This is a genomic window from Ruegeria sp. CDSC079 (assembly GCF_059610505.1).
The window spans coordinates 125,596-147,445 of sequence record NZ_JBXWNT010000003.1 but is presented as its reverse complement, the minus strand read 5'-3'; the positions used below and the strand labels follow the sequence as shown (position 1 = coordinate 147,445).

Genomic DNA, 21,850 nt, shown 5'->3' with positions numbered 1-21,850 from the left:
TTCAGACCCCCAGTACCGAGAAAAAGATCGAGAACATGGCATCCAGTGCGATCACCAAGAAGATCGCCTGGACCACGGACGCGGTGGTTCTTTGCCCAACACTTTGTGCCGATCCTTTAACCTGTAAGGCCTGCCAACAGGCGATGATACCGATGACCAGCGCAAAGAAAGGTGCCTTGATCATACCGATGGCAAATTGCCAGATGCCGGTGTTTTCCTTGAGGCGGGTCACGAACATTCCGGGGCTGACTCCAAGGTCGATCCAGCTCATAAGTCCGCCGCCAATCAAGGCGGCGATATCGGCGATGAACCCTAGGATTGGCAGCATGATCAGCAACGCCACAACGCGTGGAATGACCAGAACCTCGATCGGATCCAGGCCCAGCGTCCGCATGGCATCTATTTCTTCTTGCACCTTCATCGAGCCGATGGAAGCTGTAAAGGCAGATCCCGAGCGACCCGCAACAATGATTGCCGTCAACAAAATGCCCAGCTCACGGAGCACAGAGATCGAGATCAATTCGACCACGAATATCTCGGCCCCGAACTGTTTGAGCTGCGTGGCCCCCTGAAATGCTAGTACAACGCCGATCAGAAAACCCATAAGGGCAACGATCGGAATCGCTTTCAAACCGGTTTCTTCCATCTGCGATACCAGCGCAGCCCGCCGCAGACGCCGCGGCATCAAGATTGTGCGGACCAGCCGATGTAGCGTCAGGCCCAGAAACTCAAGCAACGACAAGCTGTCTTTCCAGCCACCAACTGTACGCTCGCCGACACGTGCCACCCAATCCAGAAAATCTGGCTTTCCGGGATCAGGGGCGGATTCGTCCGGCATGTTGCGGGAAACCGTTTCGATCAGCGCGGAATGCGCGGCGGTTGCACCGTGCAGCTCGACCTGCCCGCCGCTGGACTTCACCTTGCGGACAAGGCTGGCAATCAGCCAAGCCCCGCCAGTGTCGAGTGCCTTAACGCCTGTCAAATCAACTATGACCGTTCCGCCGTTGGGATGGAAATTCGCGAATTCACGCTCAACCATATCCAGCGATTGGGTGTGAAGATCACCCGATATCTGCAGGTGAACCTGATCCGTATCCAGGTCAGTTGTGAATGTAGGCGGGGTCATGGGGGTATCTGATGTGAATCTGCATGGTGCTGCAACGGGTTTTTGTCACGCTTCAAGTATTTAGCCATCAGGCGATGCAAGATGGCATTCATCGCAAGAATGATGGTGTGAGCTTGCAAAAGGCTTGTTTCGGCAACCAGTAGTGTTATTCTTTGCGCAGGTTTTTTGTTTGGTTATTTTGGTTGTGTTCAATGTCTGATCATCACGCGAAGGTAGAAGTCGAAATCGGGTCCGAACGGGGCTTTGGTTACGTCTTCACCGCTGTCTTCTTAATTATCGCTCTTTGGCCTTTGTGGGGCGGAGGGTCGGTGCGCCTGATCCCAATGGTTATCGCTGGGGTTATTCTGGCTTTGACAGTTTTTGCACCCGCTACTCTGAAGGTGCCGAACCGGCTTTGGTTCAAACTCGGCATGCTTTTGGGTGCGATTGTGGCCCCAATCGTTATGTTTTTGGTGTTTATCACTACGTTTGTCCCGTTTGGGCTGGTTACGCGCCTGTTGGGAAAAGACCTGCTGTCACAGAAACTGGACAGTTCATCAGATAGCTACTGGATTGTTCGTGAAGAGCAGCCCGGCAGCATGAAACAGCAATTTTAACAAGGGAGTACCAGGCGTGACATTCGTATCCGAGCTCTGGTCATTTATGAAAGTCAGAAAGAAATTCTGGCTGTTGCCCATTCTGATCGTTTTGGGTGTGTTTGGTGGATTGATCGTGTTGAGCCAAGGCTCGGCGATTGCACCTTTCGTCTACACGTTGTTCTGATCACATGGCATACATTTTAGGTATTTCGGCGCTGTATCACGACAGCGCAGCGGCGTTGCTTTGCGACGGCAAGATCGTTGCGGCCGCGCAGGAAGAGCGTTTTACACGGCGCAAACACGACCCCGGATTTCCGGTAGAAGCCATCAATTACGTGCTGGCCGAATCGGGGGTTGCGCTTGAAGACGTCGACAATGTGGTTTTCTACGACAAACCGTTTCTAAAATTCGAACGGTTGATCGAGACTTACATTGCGGTGGCGCCACGCGGGTTCAATTCCTTCCGCATGGCAATGCCGGTCTGGCTGCGAGAGAAGCTGTTTCTCAAGGATCTGCTTGCAAAGCAGCTTCGCAAAATCGACCCGGAATTCGATCTCGAAAAACTGCTGTTCGCCGAGCACCACATCAGTCACGCGGCCAGTGCGTTCTATCCTTCGCCCTTCGAAGACGCGGTCGTGCTGACTGTCGATGGAGTCGGAGAATGGGCAACCACCACCGTGGGTATTGGTCGCGGTAACGAGCTGACCATGGTGAAAGAGCTGCATTTCCCGCATTCGCTGGGTCTGCTGTATTCTGCATTCACCTATTACACCGGGTTCAAGGTGAATTCTGGTGAATACAAGGTCATGGGCTTGGCGCCCTATGGCGACCCCAAATACAAGGATCTGATCCTTGAGCATCTTGTCGACCTGAAAGAGGACGGTTCGTTCCGCCTGAACCAGAAGTATTTCAATTATACAGCTGGTCTGACCATGACGAGCAAAGCGATGGAAGAGCTGTTCGACCAACCGGTTCGAAAAGCCGAAACCGACCAGCTGACGCAGTTCCACATGGATATTGCCGCCTCGGTTCAGGCCGTGACCGAAGAGATCATGCTGCGGATCACTCGGGACCTGGCGAAAGAGCATGGTATACGCAACCTCTGCATGGCCGGAGGCGTTGCTCTGAACTGTGTCGCGAATGGCAAAATTCTTCGCGATGGCGCCTTCGACAATGTTTGGGTGCAGCCCGCAGCGGGTGATGCGGGCGGGGCGCTGGGTGCTGCCTATGCGGCCTGGCATCAAGAGCTAGCGCAGCCGCGGCAAGTGACCTCGGGTGATCAGATGCTGGGGGCCTATCTTGGTCCGCGTTATGAAGATGACGACATAGCGCAAGAACTGGCGGCGGCCGGTGCGAAGTTTTCCACCTATGAAAATGGTGAGTTGATTGACCAGACGGCGCAGGCGCTGGCTGACGGTAAGGCCGTTGGTTGGTTCCAGGGGCGGATGGAATTCGGGCCGCGCGCGTTGGGTGCCCGCTCCATTCTGGGCGATCCACGGTCAGCTTCGATGCAGAAAACGCTGAACCTGAAGGTCAAGTATCGCGAAAGCTTCCGCCCATTTGCCCCATCCGTTCTGCGCGAAGACGTAGCCGATTGGTTCGAACTGGATGGCGATAGCCCTTACATGTTGATCGTGGCGGATGTGCAGGAAAAAATCCGGCGCAAGATGACCGAGGAAGAAGACGCTCTGTTCGGGATTGAAAAACTGAACGTCAAACGATCTGACATCCCTGCTGTGACCCATGTTGATTATTCTGCCCGTATCCAGACAGTCCACCAAGAGACCAACCCAGCCTATCACGCGCTGATTTCAAAGTTCAAAGAACTGACCGGATGCTCTTTGGTGGTGAACACTTCATTCAATGTGCGCGGCGAACCGATTGTGTGCACGCCCACCGATGCGTTCCGCTGTTTCATGGGAACGGATATCGAGGTCCTGTCCATCGGGAACTGCCTGTTGCGTAAGGAAGATCAGGATCCCGCGCTTAGGGAGAATTACGAGACAAAATACGAGCTGGACTAATCTGTTGCGCAAGCGGCGGAACCGCGACACAGTCTGCCCCTGAGACCTATTTGGTGGAATCGGGGGCAGGGAATGCGGCAGCGCGGAAATGTCTTGTTTGTCGTGATTGACCAGCTTCGGGCAGATTGTCTGACCGGCGCGCTGGCCGAGCATGTCAATTTGCCTAATTTGCGCGCTTTTATGGACGAGGCCGTAACGTTTCAGCGCCATTTCTCGGTTACTAACCCTTGTGGCCCGTCGCGTGCGTCCATCCTGACCGGGCAATATGCGATGAATCATAGATCGGTTCGCAATGGAACGCCTTTGCGGCACGACACGCCAAACATCGCAACCGAGATGCGTAAGGCGGGATATCTGCCCTTGCTCTACGGGTATACCGACACCTCGGCTGACCCACGGGTTTACGATGCCAATGACCCGATCCTGAAATCTTACGAACGTCCCATGGAGGGGTTTGAAGAGGTCGTGGAAATGCGGCTTGAAGAATCTTATCCCTGGCGCGCTGACTTGCTGAAAAAAGGTTACAGGTTCGACTCATACTGGGATCTGCACAAACCTGTTTCAACCTCAGGTGAGCCATCCAAATTGAACGACCCGGCGGTGTACCGCGCCGAAGACAGCGACACCGCCTTTTTGACCAACGCTTTTCTGGACAGTATCGCGGCCTTCGGCGACCAAAGCTGGTTTGCGCATCTGACCTATATCCGGCCTCATCCTCCTTTGGTCGCACCCGCTCCCTATAACGATATGTACGATCCCGTCGCGTTGCCGCGGCCGGTTGGTCATGTCAGCCCAGAAGATGAACTGGCAATACACCCGTTTTTTGGACCAACGATGGCTCGGTATTCGGCTTCGGATTTCGTTTTGGGTTTTGATGAGGTGCAACCCTCCACGGCCAATATTCAGGCGCTGCGCTCTGTTTATCTGGGCCTTGCAACAGAGGTCGATTATCATATCGGCCGCGTTGTCCAGTTTCTCAAGGACAGCAATCAATATGATGAGTCATTGATCGTAATCACAGCTGACCACGGTGAAATGCTGGGTGATCGACATAGCTGGGGTAAGATGACCGTCTATGACGCAGCTTATCACACGCCTTTACTGGTCCGGATGCCAGGCAATCAGGCGCAGGCCGGAGCCGTGGTGACGGCACCGACCGAGTCGATTGACATCACGCCAACCATTTTGGATTGGGTGGGCCAGAGTATCCCGAATTCTATGGATGGGCGGTCTTTGATGCCGTTTCTGCAGAGGCAGGGACCCAAGGATTGGCGAAGCTTTTCTTTCAGCGAGCTTGACTTTGCCGAGCCGGAAAATCCAACCCTTTGGCAACAGGAATTGGGAACGGGCAGTAGCGATTCATGCCTGTCCATCTTGCGTGACGAACGTTTTACGCTGGTCGAGTTTGCGGCAAACCTGCCACCGCTTTTGTTTGACCACCTGCGTCGCGGCGAAATGGAAAACGTGGCGAGCAACCCGGAATACGCAACAGACCTGGCCAGGTTGGGGCGCGAGATGCTGCGGCACCGTATGCGAAATATGGACCATACGCTTTCCCTGCATTCCATCACCAAAGAGGGGCCAAAATCCAAGCTCAGGCATTAGTCGGGAATGTTGCCCTGTCTCTGCTACACCTGCGATCAATCTGATGTTACGCATAGCTTCAGAGAGGGGGCAGATTGAACATCACAGATAACCAGATAAAGGCAATGACGACAGCTGGGCTGAATCTGATCGGTCAGGCGTTGTCGATCTACGACAGTCAGTTGCGGCTGGTGCTTTGCAACCGGCCTTTTCAGGTGATGTTCGACCTTCCGGATGATCTGGTCCGGCCGGGTGCGTTGTTCCGTGACACAATACATTTTCTGGCGAGCATCGGCGAGTATGGCCATGATGAGGATGTCGAGGACATCGTCGCACATAGGGTCAGTCAAGCCCTCACATTTGAACCGCACTATATTGAGCGCGTCAGGGCGAATGGGCAGGTGATCTCGGTCGAGGGTGCACCGCTGCCCAACGGCGGATGGGTAACGGTCTATACCGACATCACGGATACCAAACAGGCCGAAGCGCTATTGCGGGCGCGTTCCGAAGAATTGTCGGACGAATTGTTGACCCGGGCCGAGGAATTGGCAGCGACCAACAGAAAGCTAGCGTCGACCATTTCGGCTTTGGAAGAGGCAAAACGTCAGTTAACCGAAATCGAAGCCCGTACCCGGATGACAACCGAAATGATGCCAGCGCATATTGCGCATCTGGATGCCGATGGGCGGTACGATTATTCCAATCGCAAGCTCAGTTCGGTTTTGCCCGGCCGTCCCTCTGAGATTCTTGGGATGCATATTTCTGACGCTTTGGGACCGGCCGCATTTGCGCGGATCGAACAGAACCTGAACCGTGCCTACGACGGGGAAGCCACGGTATTTGAATTCACAGAGGGTCAGGATTCACGTCGAATCCGTGTTTCGTTCACGCCCGACAGCGAAGGCGGTGTCTATGTGATGTCAGTCGACATCACTGAAGAAACGCAAGCCCGTGTGGCCCTGCAACAAACACGCCGCCGGGAAATGGCGGCGCAAATGACAAGCGGTCTTGCGCATGATTTCTCAAACTTGCTGACAATTATACTGGGGATGCAGGCCAAGCTTGATAAAATGGACCTGCCGGAAGGCGCACAAAAGCTGGTGGCCGCCACGCGCCAGACTGCTAAACGCGGCGGGCAGTTGCTGAACCGCATAGCAGGCATGACCGGCAATCGAACACCGCATCCCAAAGCCACGGATATGCGTGCCCTGCTCGAGGATTTGCGTATTCTCGCCACGCCGTCACTGCCGCGTGGCATGGGGCTTTCGGTCGTGAATACATTGCCGGATGTGGCACTTATGCTGGATCAGGGGATGATGCAGGACGCCATCCTGAATCTGGTGCTGAATGCGCGAGATGCCTGCGGAGAAACAGGTCAGATCACGATCAGCGCGCATACGATTGGTGGAACCTGGGTCGAGATTTCGGTCTCGGACACAGGGCCGGGCTTTTCGGAAGAAGCGCTTGGCAAGGCACTCAATCCTTTCTTCACCACAAAGGGTGACAAGGGATCGGGTTTGGGTTTGCCCATGGTTTACGATACGGTCAAACTGACCGGTGGAAATCTGAGCCTGCGCAATACACCAAGCGGTGCCATGGTGGTTCTTCGGTTACCATATCGCGCCGCGCCGCCGGCGCTGGAAGGGCTGGTTCTGTTGGTTGAAGACAGCAGCCAACTTCGTCGGAATTTCCGTGACATGCTTGTGGAGATGGGGTTCACCGTGATTGAGGCGACTTCAACCGATGAGGCGCTTTCATTGGTGAACCAGATCGAAGACATTGCATTGATATTGTCCGACATTCGGCTGGAAGGACCAGAGACGGGGCTTGACCTTTTGCAGAAACTGGACCCATCTTTGCCGTGTATTCTAATGACATCGCTGCCTTATTCTGACCCGCTGCATCGTCAGGCACTGGCCTTGGCACCAGTTCTGCGCAAACCGTTCACACAAGCGCAGCTTACTGCCTTAATCCGAAATGAGGCCGCATGATGAACCAACCGCTGGTAACCATCTTAGATGATGAGCCTGAGATACGTCGTATCCTGACCGACACACTGGAAGAGGCGGGGTTCCGCACTCAAAGTTTTTCCCGTGCTCGTGAATTTGAAGCATCGTTGAAAAGAGTGGTGCCCGATGTGTGTCTGGTCGACCTGTCTTTGCCGGACACAGACGGCTTGGCACTTGTTCATCGCCTGGCTTTGGAACAAGGTGCCGCAGTCATCATTATTTCGGGGCGGGCACAGGTACAGGATCGTGTCACCGGATTGGAGCTTGGCGCGGATGACTACATCACCAAACCCTTTGATCCAGCCGAAGTGGTCGCTCGTATCCGGGCGCGGCTTCGATCATCGCGGGCACCAGCGCCTCAGTCAGAGATCGCAGAATTCAACGGCTGGACCGCGTATTTCGACCGCTATGTTCTTGAAGATGGTTCCGGATCAGAAACGCCGTTCAGCCACGCCGAGGCCGAGGTGTTACGTCTGTTTCTAGATAGTCCTAAACGATTGATCAGCCGGTCGCAGATGCAAGAAGCGCTCGGGGGAGGCGCGGGCGACAGCTTTGACCGGGCCATGGACGTGCGAATATCCCGATTGCGAACAAAACTGGGCGAGGACCCCAAGAACCCGCGATTGATTAAAACCATCTATGGGGCAGGGTACATCTTTTTGGGCGACGTCGCCTGGCGATGATGATGACGAAGCTGGGTGCATCTGGCGTTCGGTGTGAAACGGGCTCATAAGCTGTCGGAACGTAGGGGCGTTAAAGTAGATATTGCGGTCGCCACCCCGTTATTGTCGGTCGCGTGTTGATAATCTGTCGGCAGGCACTGGATTCTCGGCACAGTCAGGCATAACTAACACAACCGCGCGGTTCTTTGGCTAAGGCTAACTTGGGTTGAAACGTGATCAGATATCGAATTCGAAAAGGTTTTGGAGCGTAAAATGATCAAAGAGACCTTAGCGAACTGGAGATCCAGCCATCTCGGTCGACTTTTGAGTGAAAGTCTCCGGAAGCAGGGTTGGTTGTACGGTGTTGCCATGGTGGCAATGATTTTCGTCGCAGCGACAACGGCCGGAACCGCTTGGATGATGGAGAACATCGTCAATGCGATGACCACGCCTGAGATGAAATCGAAAGTCTACCTGATTGCCGCCGCGGTGGTGGGTTTGTTTTTGGGTAAGGCGGTCGCCTCTTATATCCAGTCGATCTTTCTGGCGCGTGCAGGCAATCGGATCATCGCTGTGCAACAGGAAAAGTTGTACAATAAACTGCTGAAACGCGGTGTTGGTTTCTTTGCGGAAACAGAATCGTCCAACCTTCTTATGCGTGTGACCCATGGGGCTCAGGCCGCGCGGCGGCTTATCGACGTTATGGTGACCAGTTTCGTGCGCGATGCTCTGACTCTGGTTGGGCTGGTTTTCGTGATGATTTACCAAGAGCCTATGCTGTCTATTCTGTTCTTCTTTGTGGGTCCCGTTGCGCTTTTGAGCGTGCGTTACATTCTCAAAGGTGTACGGTCGATCATGCAGTCAGAAATGAAGGCGTTGTCCGAAATCATCAAGGTTCTTCAGGAAACATCCGCTGGCATACGGGTCATCAAGGTCTTTGCTTTGGAAGACAACATGACCGATCGTATGAACGCAGCGATCAGGTCGGTTGAAAAGCGGGCAAACTCGATTTCCAGATTGCAGTCGATTGCCAGCCCATTGATGGAGCTTCTGGCCGGTGTCGCGATTGCCGGTATTCTTATCATCAGCACCCTTGATGTTACCGGCAGCGAGCCGACTTCGGCGGGCCAGCTGATGTCATTTATCACAGCCCTTCTGATGGCTTATGAACCGGCCAAACGTTTGTCAAAAACGCGTGTCGTGATTGAAACTGCCCTGGTGCCTGTGGGGATGATGTTCGAACTGCTTGATCAGGAAGATCCGATGGTCGAAAGCTTGAACCCCGAGAAGCTGAAATCCGGCCCGGGTGAAATACGCCTGAACAACGTGACCTTTGGCTATCAAGGCGAGCAAAAAGTAATCAAGGATATGAACCTGACTTTCGAGGCGGGCAAGACCACAGCTTTGGTTGGTCAATCCGGGGGGGGCAAGTCCACGATATTCGGATTGATCATGCGGTTTTATGATCCCGACCAGGGCAAGGTGGAAATTGATGGCCAAAACCTTGTCGATGTGAGTTTTGCGTCTTTGCGTCGCAAGATTTCCTATGTGGGCCAGGACACATTCCTGTTCTCGACAACTGTGATGGAAAACCTTCGCTATGCACGACCTGGTGCCACCGATGAAGAGGTGATTGAGGCTGCAAAAGCTGCCCATGCCGATGTGTTTATCTCACAGTTGTCAAATGGGTACGATACGCAGGTAGGCGAAAACGGCGCGTTTCTTTCTGGAGGTCAAAAACAGCGTCTGGCGATCGCGCGGGCAATTCTGCGCAATGCCGAGATTTTGCTTTTGGATGAAGCCACCAGTGCTTTGGATGCGGAATCTGAGGCGCTTGTTAAGGCTGCGCTGGATAAGTTGACCGAGAATGTAACAACCATTGTAATTGCACACCGGCTTTCGACTGTGCTTCAGGCAGATACCATTATGGTTGTTCAAGACGGTGAAGTAATCGAACAAGGCAACCTTGATGCGCTAATCGAACATAACGGGACGTTCCGCCAACTGTTTGACCAGCAATTCAAGCTTCCGGGATCCTAAGCTCAGTCCGAATGGGCGGGGTCCCACATAGATTCTGAACGGCATCGAGAAGTAATGGGCGTTGGCCCGGTCAATTACTACTCACGAAGGGCCTGATCTTTGATTTTGACAATCGGCTGCAGCAGGTAGTCCAAAACGGTTTTCTTGCCCGCAAGAATATCCACCTCGGCAATCATGCCGGGAATAATTTCAACCGCTACGCCGTTCCCATCCAACATCGAGTGGTTGGTCCGGATTTCCACGACAAAAACTTCTTCATCGTCCCGCTCAGATCGCGTCACGGTATCAGCCCCGATACGGATAATTTGCCCGTCCAAGGCCCCGTATCGAGCAAAATCATAGGCAGTAATCTTGATCCGAACCAACTGTTCAGGGTGCAGAAATGCGATGTCTTCGGGGCGGACATAGGCTTCGACCAACAAAGACTCATCCAGCGGTACAATTTCGATCAGTTCCTCACCGCTCCGTGCCATACCGCCTATGGTCGTGCGGTGAATGCGATTTACGATGCCGCGTACCGGCGACCTGATCTGCGCCTGTTCCGCTCTGTTTCGTAAGGCTGGCAGCGATGGTTCCAGAGTAGCCAGTTCCGCAGTTGCCAATGCAAGTTCGGTCAAAGCCGCGCTTCGAAACCTGCTTTGTGTCGCCCGAACCCGATCATCAATTTCCTCCAATCCTGTCTTCAGACGGTTGGTAGCGGCTTCAGCCCTGGTCCGGCGGCCTTGCCACTCAGCCTCGCTGCGTCGCAAAGACAATAGTGTCGTGGCGGGTTCCATCTGCTGTTCTACTAGGGGGGTAATGATTGCCCGTTCCTCGGCCAGAACTTTCAAAGTCTCGGACGCGGTCACCGTATCGACAAGCCCTTCTTCGTATTCTCTTAACCGCTGTTCCCGTTGGCTCATCAGAATTGAGATTTCTGCCTGCAACTCTGATCGCCGGCCTTGAAACAGAGCTGTCTCAGACTGAACAACAGTCGGCGCACCTTGGACCAGGATCGTATCAAATGTCAGCTCGGTCCCGTCTATCTCAGCTTGCAGGCGCTGGGATCGGGCTCTCAAGCCATATGCACGCTGTTCCTCTTGGCTGAGCTTGCTGTCGATTTGGGTGGTATCGAACTCCATCAGCAACTTCCCCTTTTCAACAACCTCGCCTTCTCGGACATTCAATGACTGCAGAATGCCGGACTCCGTAGCTTCAATCATCTGAACATCCGCCGACGGCACGATGCGGCCTTCTACACGGGTGACATCATCAAGTTCAGTGAAATGGGCCCAAAACGCTGCTGTCGCCAGGAAAGTCAGGATTACCAAGAGAAGCAATGAACTCCTGACCGGTGACCCGCCTCGCATTTCCCGGGCAAGCGAGGCTAGGTCATGATGCTGCGACATTCAGATGCCTCCGTTGCTTTCCGGAATGCTGTGACAGTATGCTTTTTGGTCCATCTACCCGTACTTTGCCGCCCTCTATGACGATAACCCTATCGACAAGTTCCAATAGGCTGGTTCGATGGGTTACGATCAGCATAGTTGTGTCGGGGGTCGCCTTTTTGAGCCGCTGTATGACCTCAGCTTCGGTTTTGACGTCCATGGCACTTGTTGGCTCGTCCAGAAGAAGAACCGGAGGTTTACCAATCAAGGCTCTGGCCAAGGCGATGGCCTGCCGTTGTCCCCCTGACAATCCCTCACCGCGCTCTGCCAGATTTTGGTCATAGCCTCCGGGATGGCGAGAGACAAAATCCTCGACCCCAGCGACTTGCCCCGCCCAAATCAGGTCCTCATCCCTTGGCCTGATTGCGCCGCTTTTGATATTGTCGCGGATTGACCCGGAAAACAGCCAAATATCTTGCAGAACAGAGCCGATATTGCGCCGCAAATCACCTGGATCAATTTGTCTGATATCGACCCCATCCAATTGAACAGACCCGGCGTCTGGATCGTACAAGCCAAGCATTAGCCGCGCGACCGTGCTTTTCCCCGAGCCGATCGGACCAAGGATTGCAACCTTCTCTCCGGGCGAGATGGTGAATGAAACACCGGACAAGACGTTGTCGTGTTTTTCGGGATAAGCAAACTGGATATTTTCGAAGGTTAATCTCCCTTCAAAGCGATCGCGACTGATCCAGCTCCGCCCTTCGGGGCGTTCACTGTCGGCCTGCATTAAGGCATTAAGGTTTTGATAGGCATTTCGGGCCTGATTAACCCGTGTCAGGGTCTGTGCCAGTTGCCCAAGAGGCGCAAGAGCCCGCCCGGTCAACATGACCGAAGCAACAAGCGCGCCCATGCTTGCCTGACCATCCATCACAAGAAAAACACCGTAGAAAACGATAAGGACCTGGGCGGCCTGTTGGGTAAATCCGGTCAGATTCAAGGCAAATTGAGTCACTGCCCTGCTGCGCGCGCCATGTGATGACTGAAGCTGTATGGCAGCCTCCCACCGCGACCTCATGAGCCGGGCCGCCGCTGTCGTTTTTATGGTCTCCAACCCGGATACAGTTTCGACCAGAACCGATTGCTTGGATTGACCATCGATGAAGCTTTTCTCGGCAAGGCGAGAAAGTATAGGTTGCACGATGATGCCTGCTAGCAAAACGACAGGCACAGCCAGAGCTGGAACAAGTGCAAGTGGGCCACCGACCAAGTAAATGACAAAGACAAACAATGCTATGAAGGGTAGATCCACGACTGCCACCAAGGTGGCGGATGTGAAAAACTCACGGAGTGTCTCAAATTCACGAATGGTGCTGGCCATGGCCCCTGTCGAACCTGTGCGCGCCTTCATGCGAATGTTGAGGACCTGGTCAAAGACTCTACGGCCCATCGAAATATCTGCTTTCTGGCCAGCCCGATCTATGAATCCTGCCCGCAGGAGTTTGAGCACGAAATCAAAAAGCAGCGCGATCCCAACACCTGCTGTCAAAGCAATCAGAGATTCTGTGGCTTCGTTTGGCAAAACACGGTCATAGACGACCATGATAAAGACCGAGGTAGATAGACCAAGCAGATTTGCCAACGCCGCCGCAAGCGCAACCTGAGTGTAAGACCAACGATTTGCCGCCATAGCGGACCAAAACCAGTGGCCCGAAGCAGAACTGGACCCCGTGGCTAAATCCTCACGGTGATTGCGCCGCAGCAGGATCGCAAACCCTGTATAGACTTCTGATAGATCGGTTTGCTGAATTTGACCTATTTCCGTGCCAACCTCCGGATCATAGATCAGAACCCGACCATTTGAGGTTCGGCCATGAAACACAACGGATTTTCCCCCTTCAAGAATCAACAACGCAGGAACCAAAGTGTTGTCAAAAGCTGACAAAGCCCTTCTTCCGTATCCCGCCTGGACCCCAACACGCCGTGCCAGTTCCAATGAATCGCGGATTGTAAGCTCTCCGTTCGAGCCTGTTTGGGCCGCGAGGATCCCGGCAAAAGTGATTGGACAGTCAAGATGGGCCGCAGCGTGCATCAGGCATTTTTCAAAGCACGATAACTCGGCCGTTGCGAAGGCAGGTGTTAATTGTTTCATTGGGAACCCTCAACGGAACTGATTGAAATGCCAAGGAGATCCAGGATGTCACCAGTCAAACTAAGGATTGCGTAGTCTGTCAGGAAATAGTTCTGTTCGGCTAGGATAAGTCTTTCCTGCGCATTCACATAGTCGCGCTGTGCGTCAAGGATTTCGATCAGACTGCGTCGTCCGATTGTGAATTGCGCGCGCGCCGCCGCAACACTGTCAGCATTCGCCTGCGCAGCAATTCGCGCCTCTCTAAGCCGTTGTGCTCCAGCAATTTGGTCAGTGCGAATTGTGTCCAGCTCTCTTTGTATTTCTCGCGTTAGGGATTGATGAACGAATTCCGCTTCGCGGACTTTGGCTTCAGCCGCGGTGATGGCGGCACGGCGCTGTCCAGTAGAGTCCAGCTCATAATTGAAGGACAGGTCGACCCCGATATTTGCGTCATTGCTATCATCCCGATCCGCAAATGCCGAAACCTTCACGCCGGGTTGACGGCGTGCCAAAGCGGCAGCACGTTCTGCCTTGGCGGCAAGCAGGGCCGCTTCTGAGCGTCGAATCTGCAGGCTTCCCGTTACGATACTATGATCCGATTGTGAGATCGTCGGCGCTTTGACTGGGGGTTGCAGATCAACTGACGGGCTGCCAAAAACTTCACGAAAACGGGCATCGGCGAGGTCCACTCTGGCTTTTGCATCCGCCAGTCGCGTCCGTGCATCGGCCATCCGCGACCGCGCTGTCAATACATCGGCGTTCGAACCAGCGCCTAATGCAGCCCTCTCGGAAATTTGTTGAACGAGCTGTTGGTGGACTTCCACATTTTTCACCGAAATATCCAGGATTTTCCGTAAATCCAAGACCACTATATAGGCCTCAATCGCAGCCAGAGCGGTTGCCGAGGCTGTTGATAACTGGCCGCCGCGACTTTCAAAAACCCGTGCTTTTGCAGCAGTCAAATCACCGGATGCGGCCCCCCCGTCATAAACGAGCTGTGAGATCCGCAGATAAGGGGTCACGTCGGCTGTGTCCGAGTCTACCCGCTCGGATCTGGCGTTGATTCCAAGTGATACCTGCGGAAGAAAGGCCCCTTTTGCCGCGTCGTGATTGGCTACGGCCACATCCAGCGCGGACATAGATCGCGCCAGGTTGGGGCTGGTCTCGACGGCGTGCCGTACGCGCTTGCCAAAAGAGCTTGTGGTCAGTTTCTGAGACGGTTCCTGCGCGCGGAAACCCACGGCCCCGGTCGAAAAAGAAGCCTCGACCCCGGCAATGTCAGGTGGCTGGGTACAGGCCGATACTATGCTGAAAGAGAGAGCAGAAATCAGAAAACTCAAAAAGCGACCGCATGTGGGCATTTGTCATTCACACTTCATTAGGACCAGATTACGTCATCGGTTTGGGCTTGGGCGAATGCATTCATGAAACCGGTAAGTTCTGAATTTTCGGTGTATTTTACAGATGCACCGGCCTGGGAAATCTGCTTTTGCGCCTGAAAAAGCCATCTGAGATTGGATAATGAAGCCTGATGGCCATAGATCAGGCGTAAGCCTTTTGTTTCGACCAGTTCCAATTTGCAGTTTGCCGGTAGCTGTTCCAGGCGTGCAGAGTTGATTTGCAACCAGTTATGTGCAGAGCCTAATTCCAAATTGTCGCTCAAGGGCTCAAACAGCCCAAATGCGTCTATCATCTTGCAAATTTCGGTTGTTCTAATCTGAGAGGTTGCGCGCGCTTTCAGGAAGTTTTGAACTTCTTTCAATTCAGTGCCGAGCGTATCCGGAGCTGAAAAAAAGGGATTGTCAGAGCACTCTTCGGTCAACAGGCCTGAACCTTCATCTACCACCAGCTGAAAGGTGCTGCTGTTATCCAATCGGCGGCACGAAAATGGGTGGCTGCGCAGTTCGGACGGAATATAGCTGGCCAGCCAACGCCCTTCTGTTGAAACAAATGGCGAGGGTTCACCAGCAAGAAGTGAATATACAGCAATCGGCTCAATTTCTGGGCCGGTCCTGCGAAACACGATCGGAAAAGTGGCTGCAATCTGGAGCACCTCTTCTTCCACCATCACGCTCTCGGTGCGTTCAGCTGCAAAGTCATAAGATGTAAAACGCTTCCAATACCGATGACTGTGACGGTTGAAATTGATCGGAACTAGGCCATTCTGTGCCATTGCTACCTCTTGAAAATCGAGAGTACTGCCACCCGCGCAGGGTGGCAGCGTAGTCGAGCGTCAGGCACTGGCCCCGGTTGGATCGGTATGCAGAATATTGTCAGCAGTAAGCCCGCTGAGCTCATCCAATCCGGTGAAATGGGCCACCGTTTCGACTGTCGCCGCATCGGATGCGGAATAGTCGACCTTGACCAGCACACTGTCAGTTCCATCCGTAGCCAAGACATAGATCTCGTCACCTGCTTCGGCGCCGGTAAGGCTTTCAACAGCGGTCTCGATGGTTTGAGCCGTCAGATCGCTCAGCTCTGTCGTCAAACCAACCACTCCGGTGTCCGTACCCAGTGCATCCCCGACAGAAAGCGTTTCCACACCGGTTCCGTCTCCGCGTAGGCTGTCGACATCCAATCCACTGAACATGATCGCATCAGCGGTGTCAGTCGCGGGCCCGGTCGTGAAACCAGTGACCGTATCAACGCCATTTGCTATTGGGTCCGCCTCGAACACGACAATGTCCCGACCAGCACCTGAGACATCCACTGTGTCATCTCCGTCCTGGCCACGAATGACGTTGTCGATGTCGGTTGCAATCAATGTGTCGTCGCCTGACGTCCCGATCTGCAGCACCGAAGGACCACCATCTGGAGTCGTCAACGTCAGAACAATCGGTTCAGAGGCATCTAGAACTGTCATCGTGAATGTGACGATGGGTTGGGACAGGTCGGAAAAGGTGGTCGCCGCGCCAGCAAAACTGACGGCTGATCCACTCACCGGGTTCGTCAGGAACAAATCGAATGCCCCATTCTCGACATCTGATCCGGTGTCAAACGTCACCACTGAGGGATCGAAACCCAGTTCGGCTGTGATCGCCAGGCCGCTGGACAGATCCGTATCAGGATCTGCGTAGATTTCAAATATAACCGTTGATCCACTTTGTCCGGCTTCAGTGATCACATAGGCTGCAGGTTCATGGGCCGTGTTTTCATCCGTAACTGGCAAAGGGTCGGGTCCACCTGCCACAGATACCGCTGCGCCAAAGTCCAGATCATCTCCCGCCTCGACCGATGCAAAGGTGGCCGCACTTACCGCCAGTGTCCAGGTTCCGTCGGCTCCGACCGTAGCGGTTCCGACTGACACGGAATTCAACGTCACATCTACAGCCTCGCCTGCGGCAAGGCCTATTGACGTGCCAGAGACAACCACTCCTGAATTTTGGACGTCATCCAATGAAACAGCACCGTTTGTTCCAGCGTCATTGATTGTCAGGACAGGCCGGAAATCCGTGGTTAACGGGGTGGTGGCGAGGGTAGAGATGTTGCCGGCGGAATCCGTAACCGTCGCTGAAACCTGGAAGGTTGTGCTGTCTGCCAACGCTCCCAAGTCACCGGACGGAACGGTTGCTGACCAGGTGCCACTTGAGGCGGTGCCTGTATAGGACTGCCCGTTCAGTGTGACTCTAACCATTTCCCCGTCGGCGGCATCCGTTGTCCCGGTGATCGTCAGGTCACTATCTTTTTCGGACACATCCAGCTCGGACCCGACCGAAAGAGGGTCGATGGTGACCGCTGGTGCTGTATAGTCTGTGTCAAAACTGGTTGATGTAGCTGTTGTGTTCCCAGCCGCATCCGAAGCAGATGCCTCGACATCGTAGGTTTCGCTATCCTGAAGTCCGGCCAAATCCGCGGCTGAGGCGGTATAGGTCCAGGACCCGCCCATTACGGTCGCCGTGCCGGTGACGTCAACTGTGCCATCCTGCCGAACGATTTCTACGGTCACAACCGTGCCGTCTGCCGCATCGGAAGTTCCGGACACCGTAAGGTCGGTTCCTTGTTCTGCTGCGTTCATGACAGCACCATCCGACAACCCGGTGATGGAAACCGCCGGTGCTGTGAAATCCGTTGTGAAACTGCCGCTGGCCTGCAGGGCCGGATTGCCAGCCGCGTCAGAGACATCTGCGGTAACATTGACGGTTGCTGCATCGGACAGGGCAGCAAGATCTATCGCCGGGACGGTCGCCGACCAGGTACCGCCAGAGGCGGTTGCGGTGTAGTCCTGCCCATTCATGGAAACGGTTACGGTTTGACCATTCTCAGCATTCGTCGTGCCAGAGATCGTCAGATCAGTGCCCTGTTCGGCTGCATTCATGACAGCGCCATCAGAGAAGATGTCGATGCTGACTGTTGGCGCACTGGCATCCTTAGACAGGGGCACACTTGCCTGCGGCGCTGACAGGCCGTCTGTGTCAAGCACATCCGCCGTGATCGTGAAATCGCCCCCATCTGCCAGCGATGCAAGATCGCTTGCAGGGACGGTGACGCTCCAACTGCCGCCGCTGACTGTACCGGTGTAGGTTTGTCCATCCAGGGTGACTGTCACCATCTGGCCGTCCTGAACGTTTCCTGTCGTGCCAGAGATTGTCAGATCAGACCCGGTTTCGGCAGCGTTGATGACCGCGCCAACTGACAATGGCGCGATATTCACCGAGGGTCCCGTCAGATCGACCGGAACCGAGGCGGTGACCGGTACCGATGGGTTTCCTGCCACATCATCTACGGCAACACTTACCGTGGCCGGATTTCCGGTGGAAAGCGAGCCGAGGTCGCTGCTGGGTATGGTGACACTCCAAGTACCGCCTGACACGGTGCCGGTATATGTTTGGCCATCGAAGGTCACGGTGACTGTCTGCCCGTCTGCGGCGGATGTCGACCCGGTGACAATCAGGTCAGAGCCGATGTCCCCCAGGCCAATCGAACCGCCAGAGACCGGATCAAGCGTGATCGTTGGAGCGCTAAAGTCTGTGTCAAAGCTTGCGCTTGTCTGCATCGCCGGATTTCCTGCGCGGTCGTCGACATCGGCAGTCACTGAAACGGTCACCCCGTCAGGCAGGGCGGCCAGGTCTGTGGCTGGCACGGTAACACTCCAGTGGCCGCCGCCATTCACTGTCCCAGTATAAGTCTGCCCGTTTACAGATACCGTTACTGTTTGACCTCTCTCGGCGTCAGAAGTGCCAGAGATTGTAAGATCAGTCGCCTGCTCGGCGGCATTCAGAATGGCCCCGTCCGAAAAGCCCGTAATGCTGACCGTCGGTGGAAGAGTATCCACATCGAATCTTACCGTTTCGACCGATACTTCCTCACCCGCTCCATCCAGGTTGCGAACGGTGACTGTTGTCACACCTTGAGGAAGGCTAGCTGCCTCAACCGCCGTAAGGGAAATACTCCAACTGCCATCTGGATTGGGCGTTGCCGTCTTGTTCAGTGACCCGATTGTCACCTCGACCGTTGTGGTTCCGGTCGGTGCCATCAGGTTTGCGCTGGCGCTGTTCAATGCGTTCGCTTGCAGACCAGCAAGGTTCAGGCTTTGGAAATCCGGCGCAGGCGACGGAGCCTCGTCATTTCCACCGCCGCCGCCACCTCCTCCTCCTGCTGCGGCTGCACCCGCCAGACCAAGGCCCCCCAAAACAGCACCGGCGCCGCTAACGCCGCCAGCGGCTGCTGCGGCTCCCCCGGCTTCGGCGGCCAGTGCGAATTGCGCGATTTCCGCCGCCGCATCTTCGGCAATCATGATGGAGCCGCCATCCAGGATATGAACATTCTCTGCCGAGACCAAAACCGTGCGCCCATCTTCCAATTTGAGGAGAACATCGCCATTTGCCAGTAGCTTTGCGCTGTTAACGCCGGGAATCGCATCAGCGAATTGGAAGGTGTCCAGTTCTTCGGTCGTGGCCTGTGCCAACGCAGGAAGGGCAAGCAAGGCCGAACTTAGGCTGCCTGCGATACCGCGCCCGACCCAGCGGCGCATTTTGTTGTCGATCCACTTGCGTATCTGTTGCCGCTGACCCGCATCGGGCCGGGTACTTGCAGGATTGCGTGTCATATCAGGTGTTTTGGTCATCTTGCCCTCACATGCTGTTTCCGCGCTGAAATCATGGGCAGCGACGTTTTGTTCATGTGTGTTGCCCATCGGATGTTCATGCGGTCGGACCAGAAAAAATTGTGTTAAACTGAAACCGAACTCCTCGTTTTCACCACAATCCCGCTTTGGTATTGGACCGGGCATCAGATCATCCTGTTCAAGAGCCAGATTTTGGCGTGGGGTGATTTGGTATGATGCTTCAGTTCGGCGGAGTAGTTGCAACAGGGAGCGCAGCGCTCGATTCAGGTATCGGCGATACGGCTTTAGAAACGTTTAACGGGGAAACGTATCTGTACAGCCTGACCGGACAGGGAGGGGGCATTGTCGTATGGCACCTCGTCGAAGGCGCGGTTCCCCAGCAGCAAGACATAGAATATTTCAGTGGTGCAATCTCGGGCACCGTTGGACGTTCCGGGGTAACGGTTTCTCTGTTGGGGGGCGATCACATCGTTCTGGATGTCAGGTCCGCAGCCGGCCTTGTCAGCTACGAAATCCTTCCAGACGGATCTATCGGAGAATTACAGGAAACCGGGACCCTGAGCGGTGGGGGTGGCTATTCGGCCTTAGTGCAGGTTTCCTTTGGATCGGTCGACATTCTGGCCGTGGCGCAAGAGGGCAGCGGGTTGATTTCGACCTATACGGTCGGCTCAGACGGCTCACTGACCTTTGCGGGGGCCGTTGCAGGTCAGGCCGACTCGATCCAGACCGCTTACTCCGGGTCGGATCATTTTGTCGTCCTAACCGACGCTACCAGCAATTCGATAACGACCTATTTGGTGGACAGCAGCGCGGGAACCTTGAGCCTCGCAGATTCTGGCGATGGGGTCTCGACTTTGGGCATTGGCGCCCCAACGGCCGTCGAAATTGTGCGGGCGCATGGCCATTCCTGGGTCATCGTTGCTGGCAGCGAAAGCAACACGATCAGCGTCATGGAGCTGTCTGGTGATGGCCGGTTGATACCCACCGATCATGTGCTGGATACACTGAATACCCGCTTTGAATCGGTTCAGGACCTGGCCGTGGTCGAAGTGAATGGTCAGGTGTTTGTCGTGGCCGGGGGAGGCGATGATGGGGTGACACTGTTTACCCTGACACCGGATGGTCAACTGGTCTATCTGGACAGTTTTGCCGATACGTTGAGCACCGGGCTGCAAAATGTCGAATCGCTCAGCGTGGCCCATATCGGGGACGAAATTCAGATCTTTGCGGCCTCACAAGAAGAGGCTGGGTTGACGCAGCTTACTTTTTCGGTCGCTGACTTGGGTATCGTCGCGGACGGTTATGGGACAGTCACTGGCACCGCGCAGAACGATATGCTCAGTGGCAGCATCCTTGATGCCTCTCTACTTGGCGGCGGCGGCGATGACATCCTGATAGCGGGGATTGGGGCCACTACGATGACCGGCGGTTCCGGGTCTGATATCTTTGTGATGCAGACCGGAACCGCGATGACAACGATTACAGATTTTGAAGTCGGATCGGACAGGCTGGATCTGTTTGACTATCCATTTCTGCGCTCACCTGGACAGCTCACTTTTACGTCCACCGTGCAAGGTGCGCAGATCGAGTATCTGGATAATGTGGTTCAGGTGTTTTCGGCGTCAGGTGCTCCGCTGACCAGTTCAGATGTCTTTGGCGCCGGATTTGGCGGACCAGACCATATTCCGGTGGATTTGAACGGTTTGGGCGGGCTCGACCCGGACAGTTCGGCAGGCATTCAAGGGGATATTACCATTGATTCACAAGCTGCAAATCCCGGCCTGTCAAACGCTGAAATACGTTTCAACCCGGAAGGGGGCGGCGCGGTTAGTGTCCAAGCCGACGATGAAGGGAGGTTCGATCTGGATCTGCCTTCGGGCACATTTATCGGTGAACTGGATATCATAAAGTCCTATTCGGCTGGGACCGGCGAGATCACCGCTCTGGACGCATTGCAGGTCTTGCGACTTTCCGTGGGACTGGACCCGACATGGGGGCAGGCAGCACCGGAAAACCTGATTGCGGCCGATATAAATCAAGATGGCCTCATCAACGCTCTGGATGCGCTGGCTATCTTGCAGATCGCCGTCGGATTGCCCACAGCGCATGAGGCAGAGTGGGTGTTTCTGGACGCAGATGCCGATTTGTCGGGGATCACAAGTTCAAACGTGACCTACGAAACCGGTGTCGATGTCGTCGCGGTAGACGGAGTGATCACGACTGACATGACTTCGATCCTGTTGGGCAATCTCGAAGCGGTTTAAA

The 21,850-nt window shown here is 54.7% G+C and carries 14 protein-coding genes; 8 read left to right on the top strand and 6 right to left on the bottom strand.

Features of this window, described 5'->3' with window-relative positions:
- Window position 1: 1 nt before the first annotated feature.
- Window positions 2–1,126 carry an MlaE family lipid ABC transporter permease subunit gene (locus AC2FIC_RS06530; RefSeq protein WP_496691555.1) on the bottom strand — a complete coding sequence of 375 codons (1,125 nt, stop codon included), beginning with the start codon at window positions 1,124–1,126 and terminating at the stop codon, window positions 2–4.
- 191 nt (window positions 1,127–1,317) lie between these two features.
- Between AC2FIC_RS06530 and AC2FIC_RS06525 the strand changes: the two genes are divergently transcribed.
- The 7 genes from AC2FIC_RS06525 (at window position 1,318) to AC2FIC_RS06495 (ending at window position 10,023) form a co-directional block, all read left to right on the top strand.
- Window positions 1,318–1,722 (top strand): SxtJ family membrane protein, encoded by a 405-nt coding sequence (locus AC2FIC_RS06525; RefSeq protein ID WP_496689252.1) that lies wholly within the window; start codon window positions 1,318–1,320, stop codon window positions 1,720–1,722.
- 16 nt (window positions 1,723–1,738) lie between these two features.
- A complete protein-coding gene (locus tag AC2FIC_RS06520) occupies window positions 1,739–1,888 on the top strand; it encodes a DUF5989 family protein (RefSeq protein ID WP_142636421.1) in 150 nt (49 codons plus the stop codon).
- A gap of 4 nt (window positions 1,889–1,892) precedes the next feature.
- Window positions 1,893–3,728: a carbamoyltransferase family protein gene (locus tag AC2FIC_RS06515; RefSeq protein WP_142636420.1), complete on the top strand. Its 1,836-nt coding sequence runs from the start codon at window positions 1,893–1,895 to the stop codon at window positions 3,726–3,728.
- 72 nt (window positions 3,729–3,800) lie between these two features.
- The gene (locus AC2FIC_RS06510) at window positions 3,801–5,333 is read left to right on the top strand and encodes a sulfatase-like hydrolase/transferase (RefSeq protein WP_496870059.1); all 1,533 of its coding nucleotides are present in this window, start codon (window positions 3,801–3,803) and stop codon (window positions 5,331–5,333) included.
- Window positions 5,334–5,437: 104 nt separating this feature from the next.
- Complete coding sequence (locus AC2FIC_RS06505; protein WP_496691557.1) at window positions 5,438–7,303, top strand: PAS-domain containing protein; 1,866 nt, start codon at window positions 5,438–5,440, stop codon at window positions 7,301–7,303.
- On the top strand, window positions 7,303–8,004 hold the full coding sequence (locus AC2FIC_RS06500; protein ID WP_142636417.1) for a response regulator transcription factor: 702 nt from the start codon (window positions 7,303–7,305) through the stop codon (window positions 8,002–8,004). Before AC2FIC_RS06505 ends, AC2FIC_RS06500 begins: the two co-directional genes overlap by 1 nt.
- A gap of 252 nt (window positions 8,005–8,256) precedes the next feature.
- Entirely contained in the window at window positions 8,257–10,023 is a 1,767-nt protein-coding gene (locus AC2FIC_RS06495) for an ABC transporter ATP-binding protein (RefSeq protein ID WP_496792074.1), read from the top strand.
- Between the two features lie 77 nt (window positions 10,024–10,100).
- On the opposite strand, the gene AC2FIC_RS06490 is transcribed toward AC2FIC_RS06495, so the two are convergent.
- The 5 genes from AC2FIC_RS06490 to AC2FIC_RS06470 are packed head-to-tail and all read right to left on the bottom strand — an operon-like array spanning window position 10,101 to window position 19,585.
- Complete coding sequence (locus tag AC2FIC_RS06490) at window positions 10,101–11,411, bottom strand: HlyD family type I secretion periplasmic adaptor subunit (RefSeq protein ID WP_496691559.1); 1,311 nt, start codon at window positions 11,409–11,411, stop codon at window positions 10,101–10,103.
- Window positions 11,395–13,542 (bottom strand): type I secretion system permease/ATPase, encoded by a 2,148-nt coding sequence (locus AC2FIC_RS06485; protein WP_496691560.1) that lies wholly within the window; start codon window positions 13,540–13,542, stop codon window positions 11,395–11,397. Before AC2FIC_RS06485 ends, AC2FIC_RS06490 begins: the two co-directional genes overlap by 17 nt.
- Window positions 13,539–14,861 carry a TolC family protein gene (locus tag AC2FIC_RS06480; protein ID WP_496691561.1) on the bottom strand — a complete coding sequence of 441 codons (1,323 nt, stop codon included), beginning with the start codon at window positions 14,859–14,861 and terminating at the stop codon, window positions 13,539–13,541. Before AC2FIC_RS06480 ends, AC2FIC_RS06485 begins: the two co-directional genes overlap by 4 nt.
- Before the next feature lie 38 nt (window positions 14,862–14,899).
- On the bottom strand, window positions 14,900–15,694 hold the full coding sequence (locus tag AC2FIC_RS06475; RefSeq protein ID WP_496691562.1) for a SapC family protein: 795 nt from the start codon (window positions 15,692–15,694) through the stop codon (window positions 14,900–14,902).
- 60 nt (window positions 15,695–15,754) lie between these two features.
- A complete protein-coding gene (locus tag AC2FIC_RS06470; protein WP_496691563.1) occupies window positions 15,755–19,585 on the bottom strand; it encodes an Ig-like domain-containing protein in 3,831 nt (1,276 codons plus the stop codon).
- Window positions 19,586–19,797: 212 nt separating this feature from the next.
- On the opposite strand from AC2FIC_RS06470, the gene AC2FIC_RS06465 reads away from it, so the two are divergent.
- On the top strand, window positions 19,798–21,849 hold the full coding sequence (locus AC2FIC_RS06465) for a dockerin type I domain-containing protein (protein ID WP_496691564.1): 2,052 nt from the start codon (window positions 19,798–19,800) through the stop codon (window positions 21,847–21,849).
- Window position 21,850 lies beyond the last annotated feature (1 nt).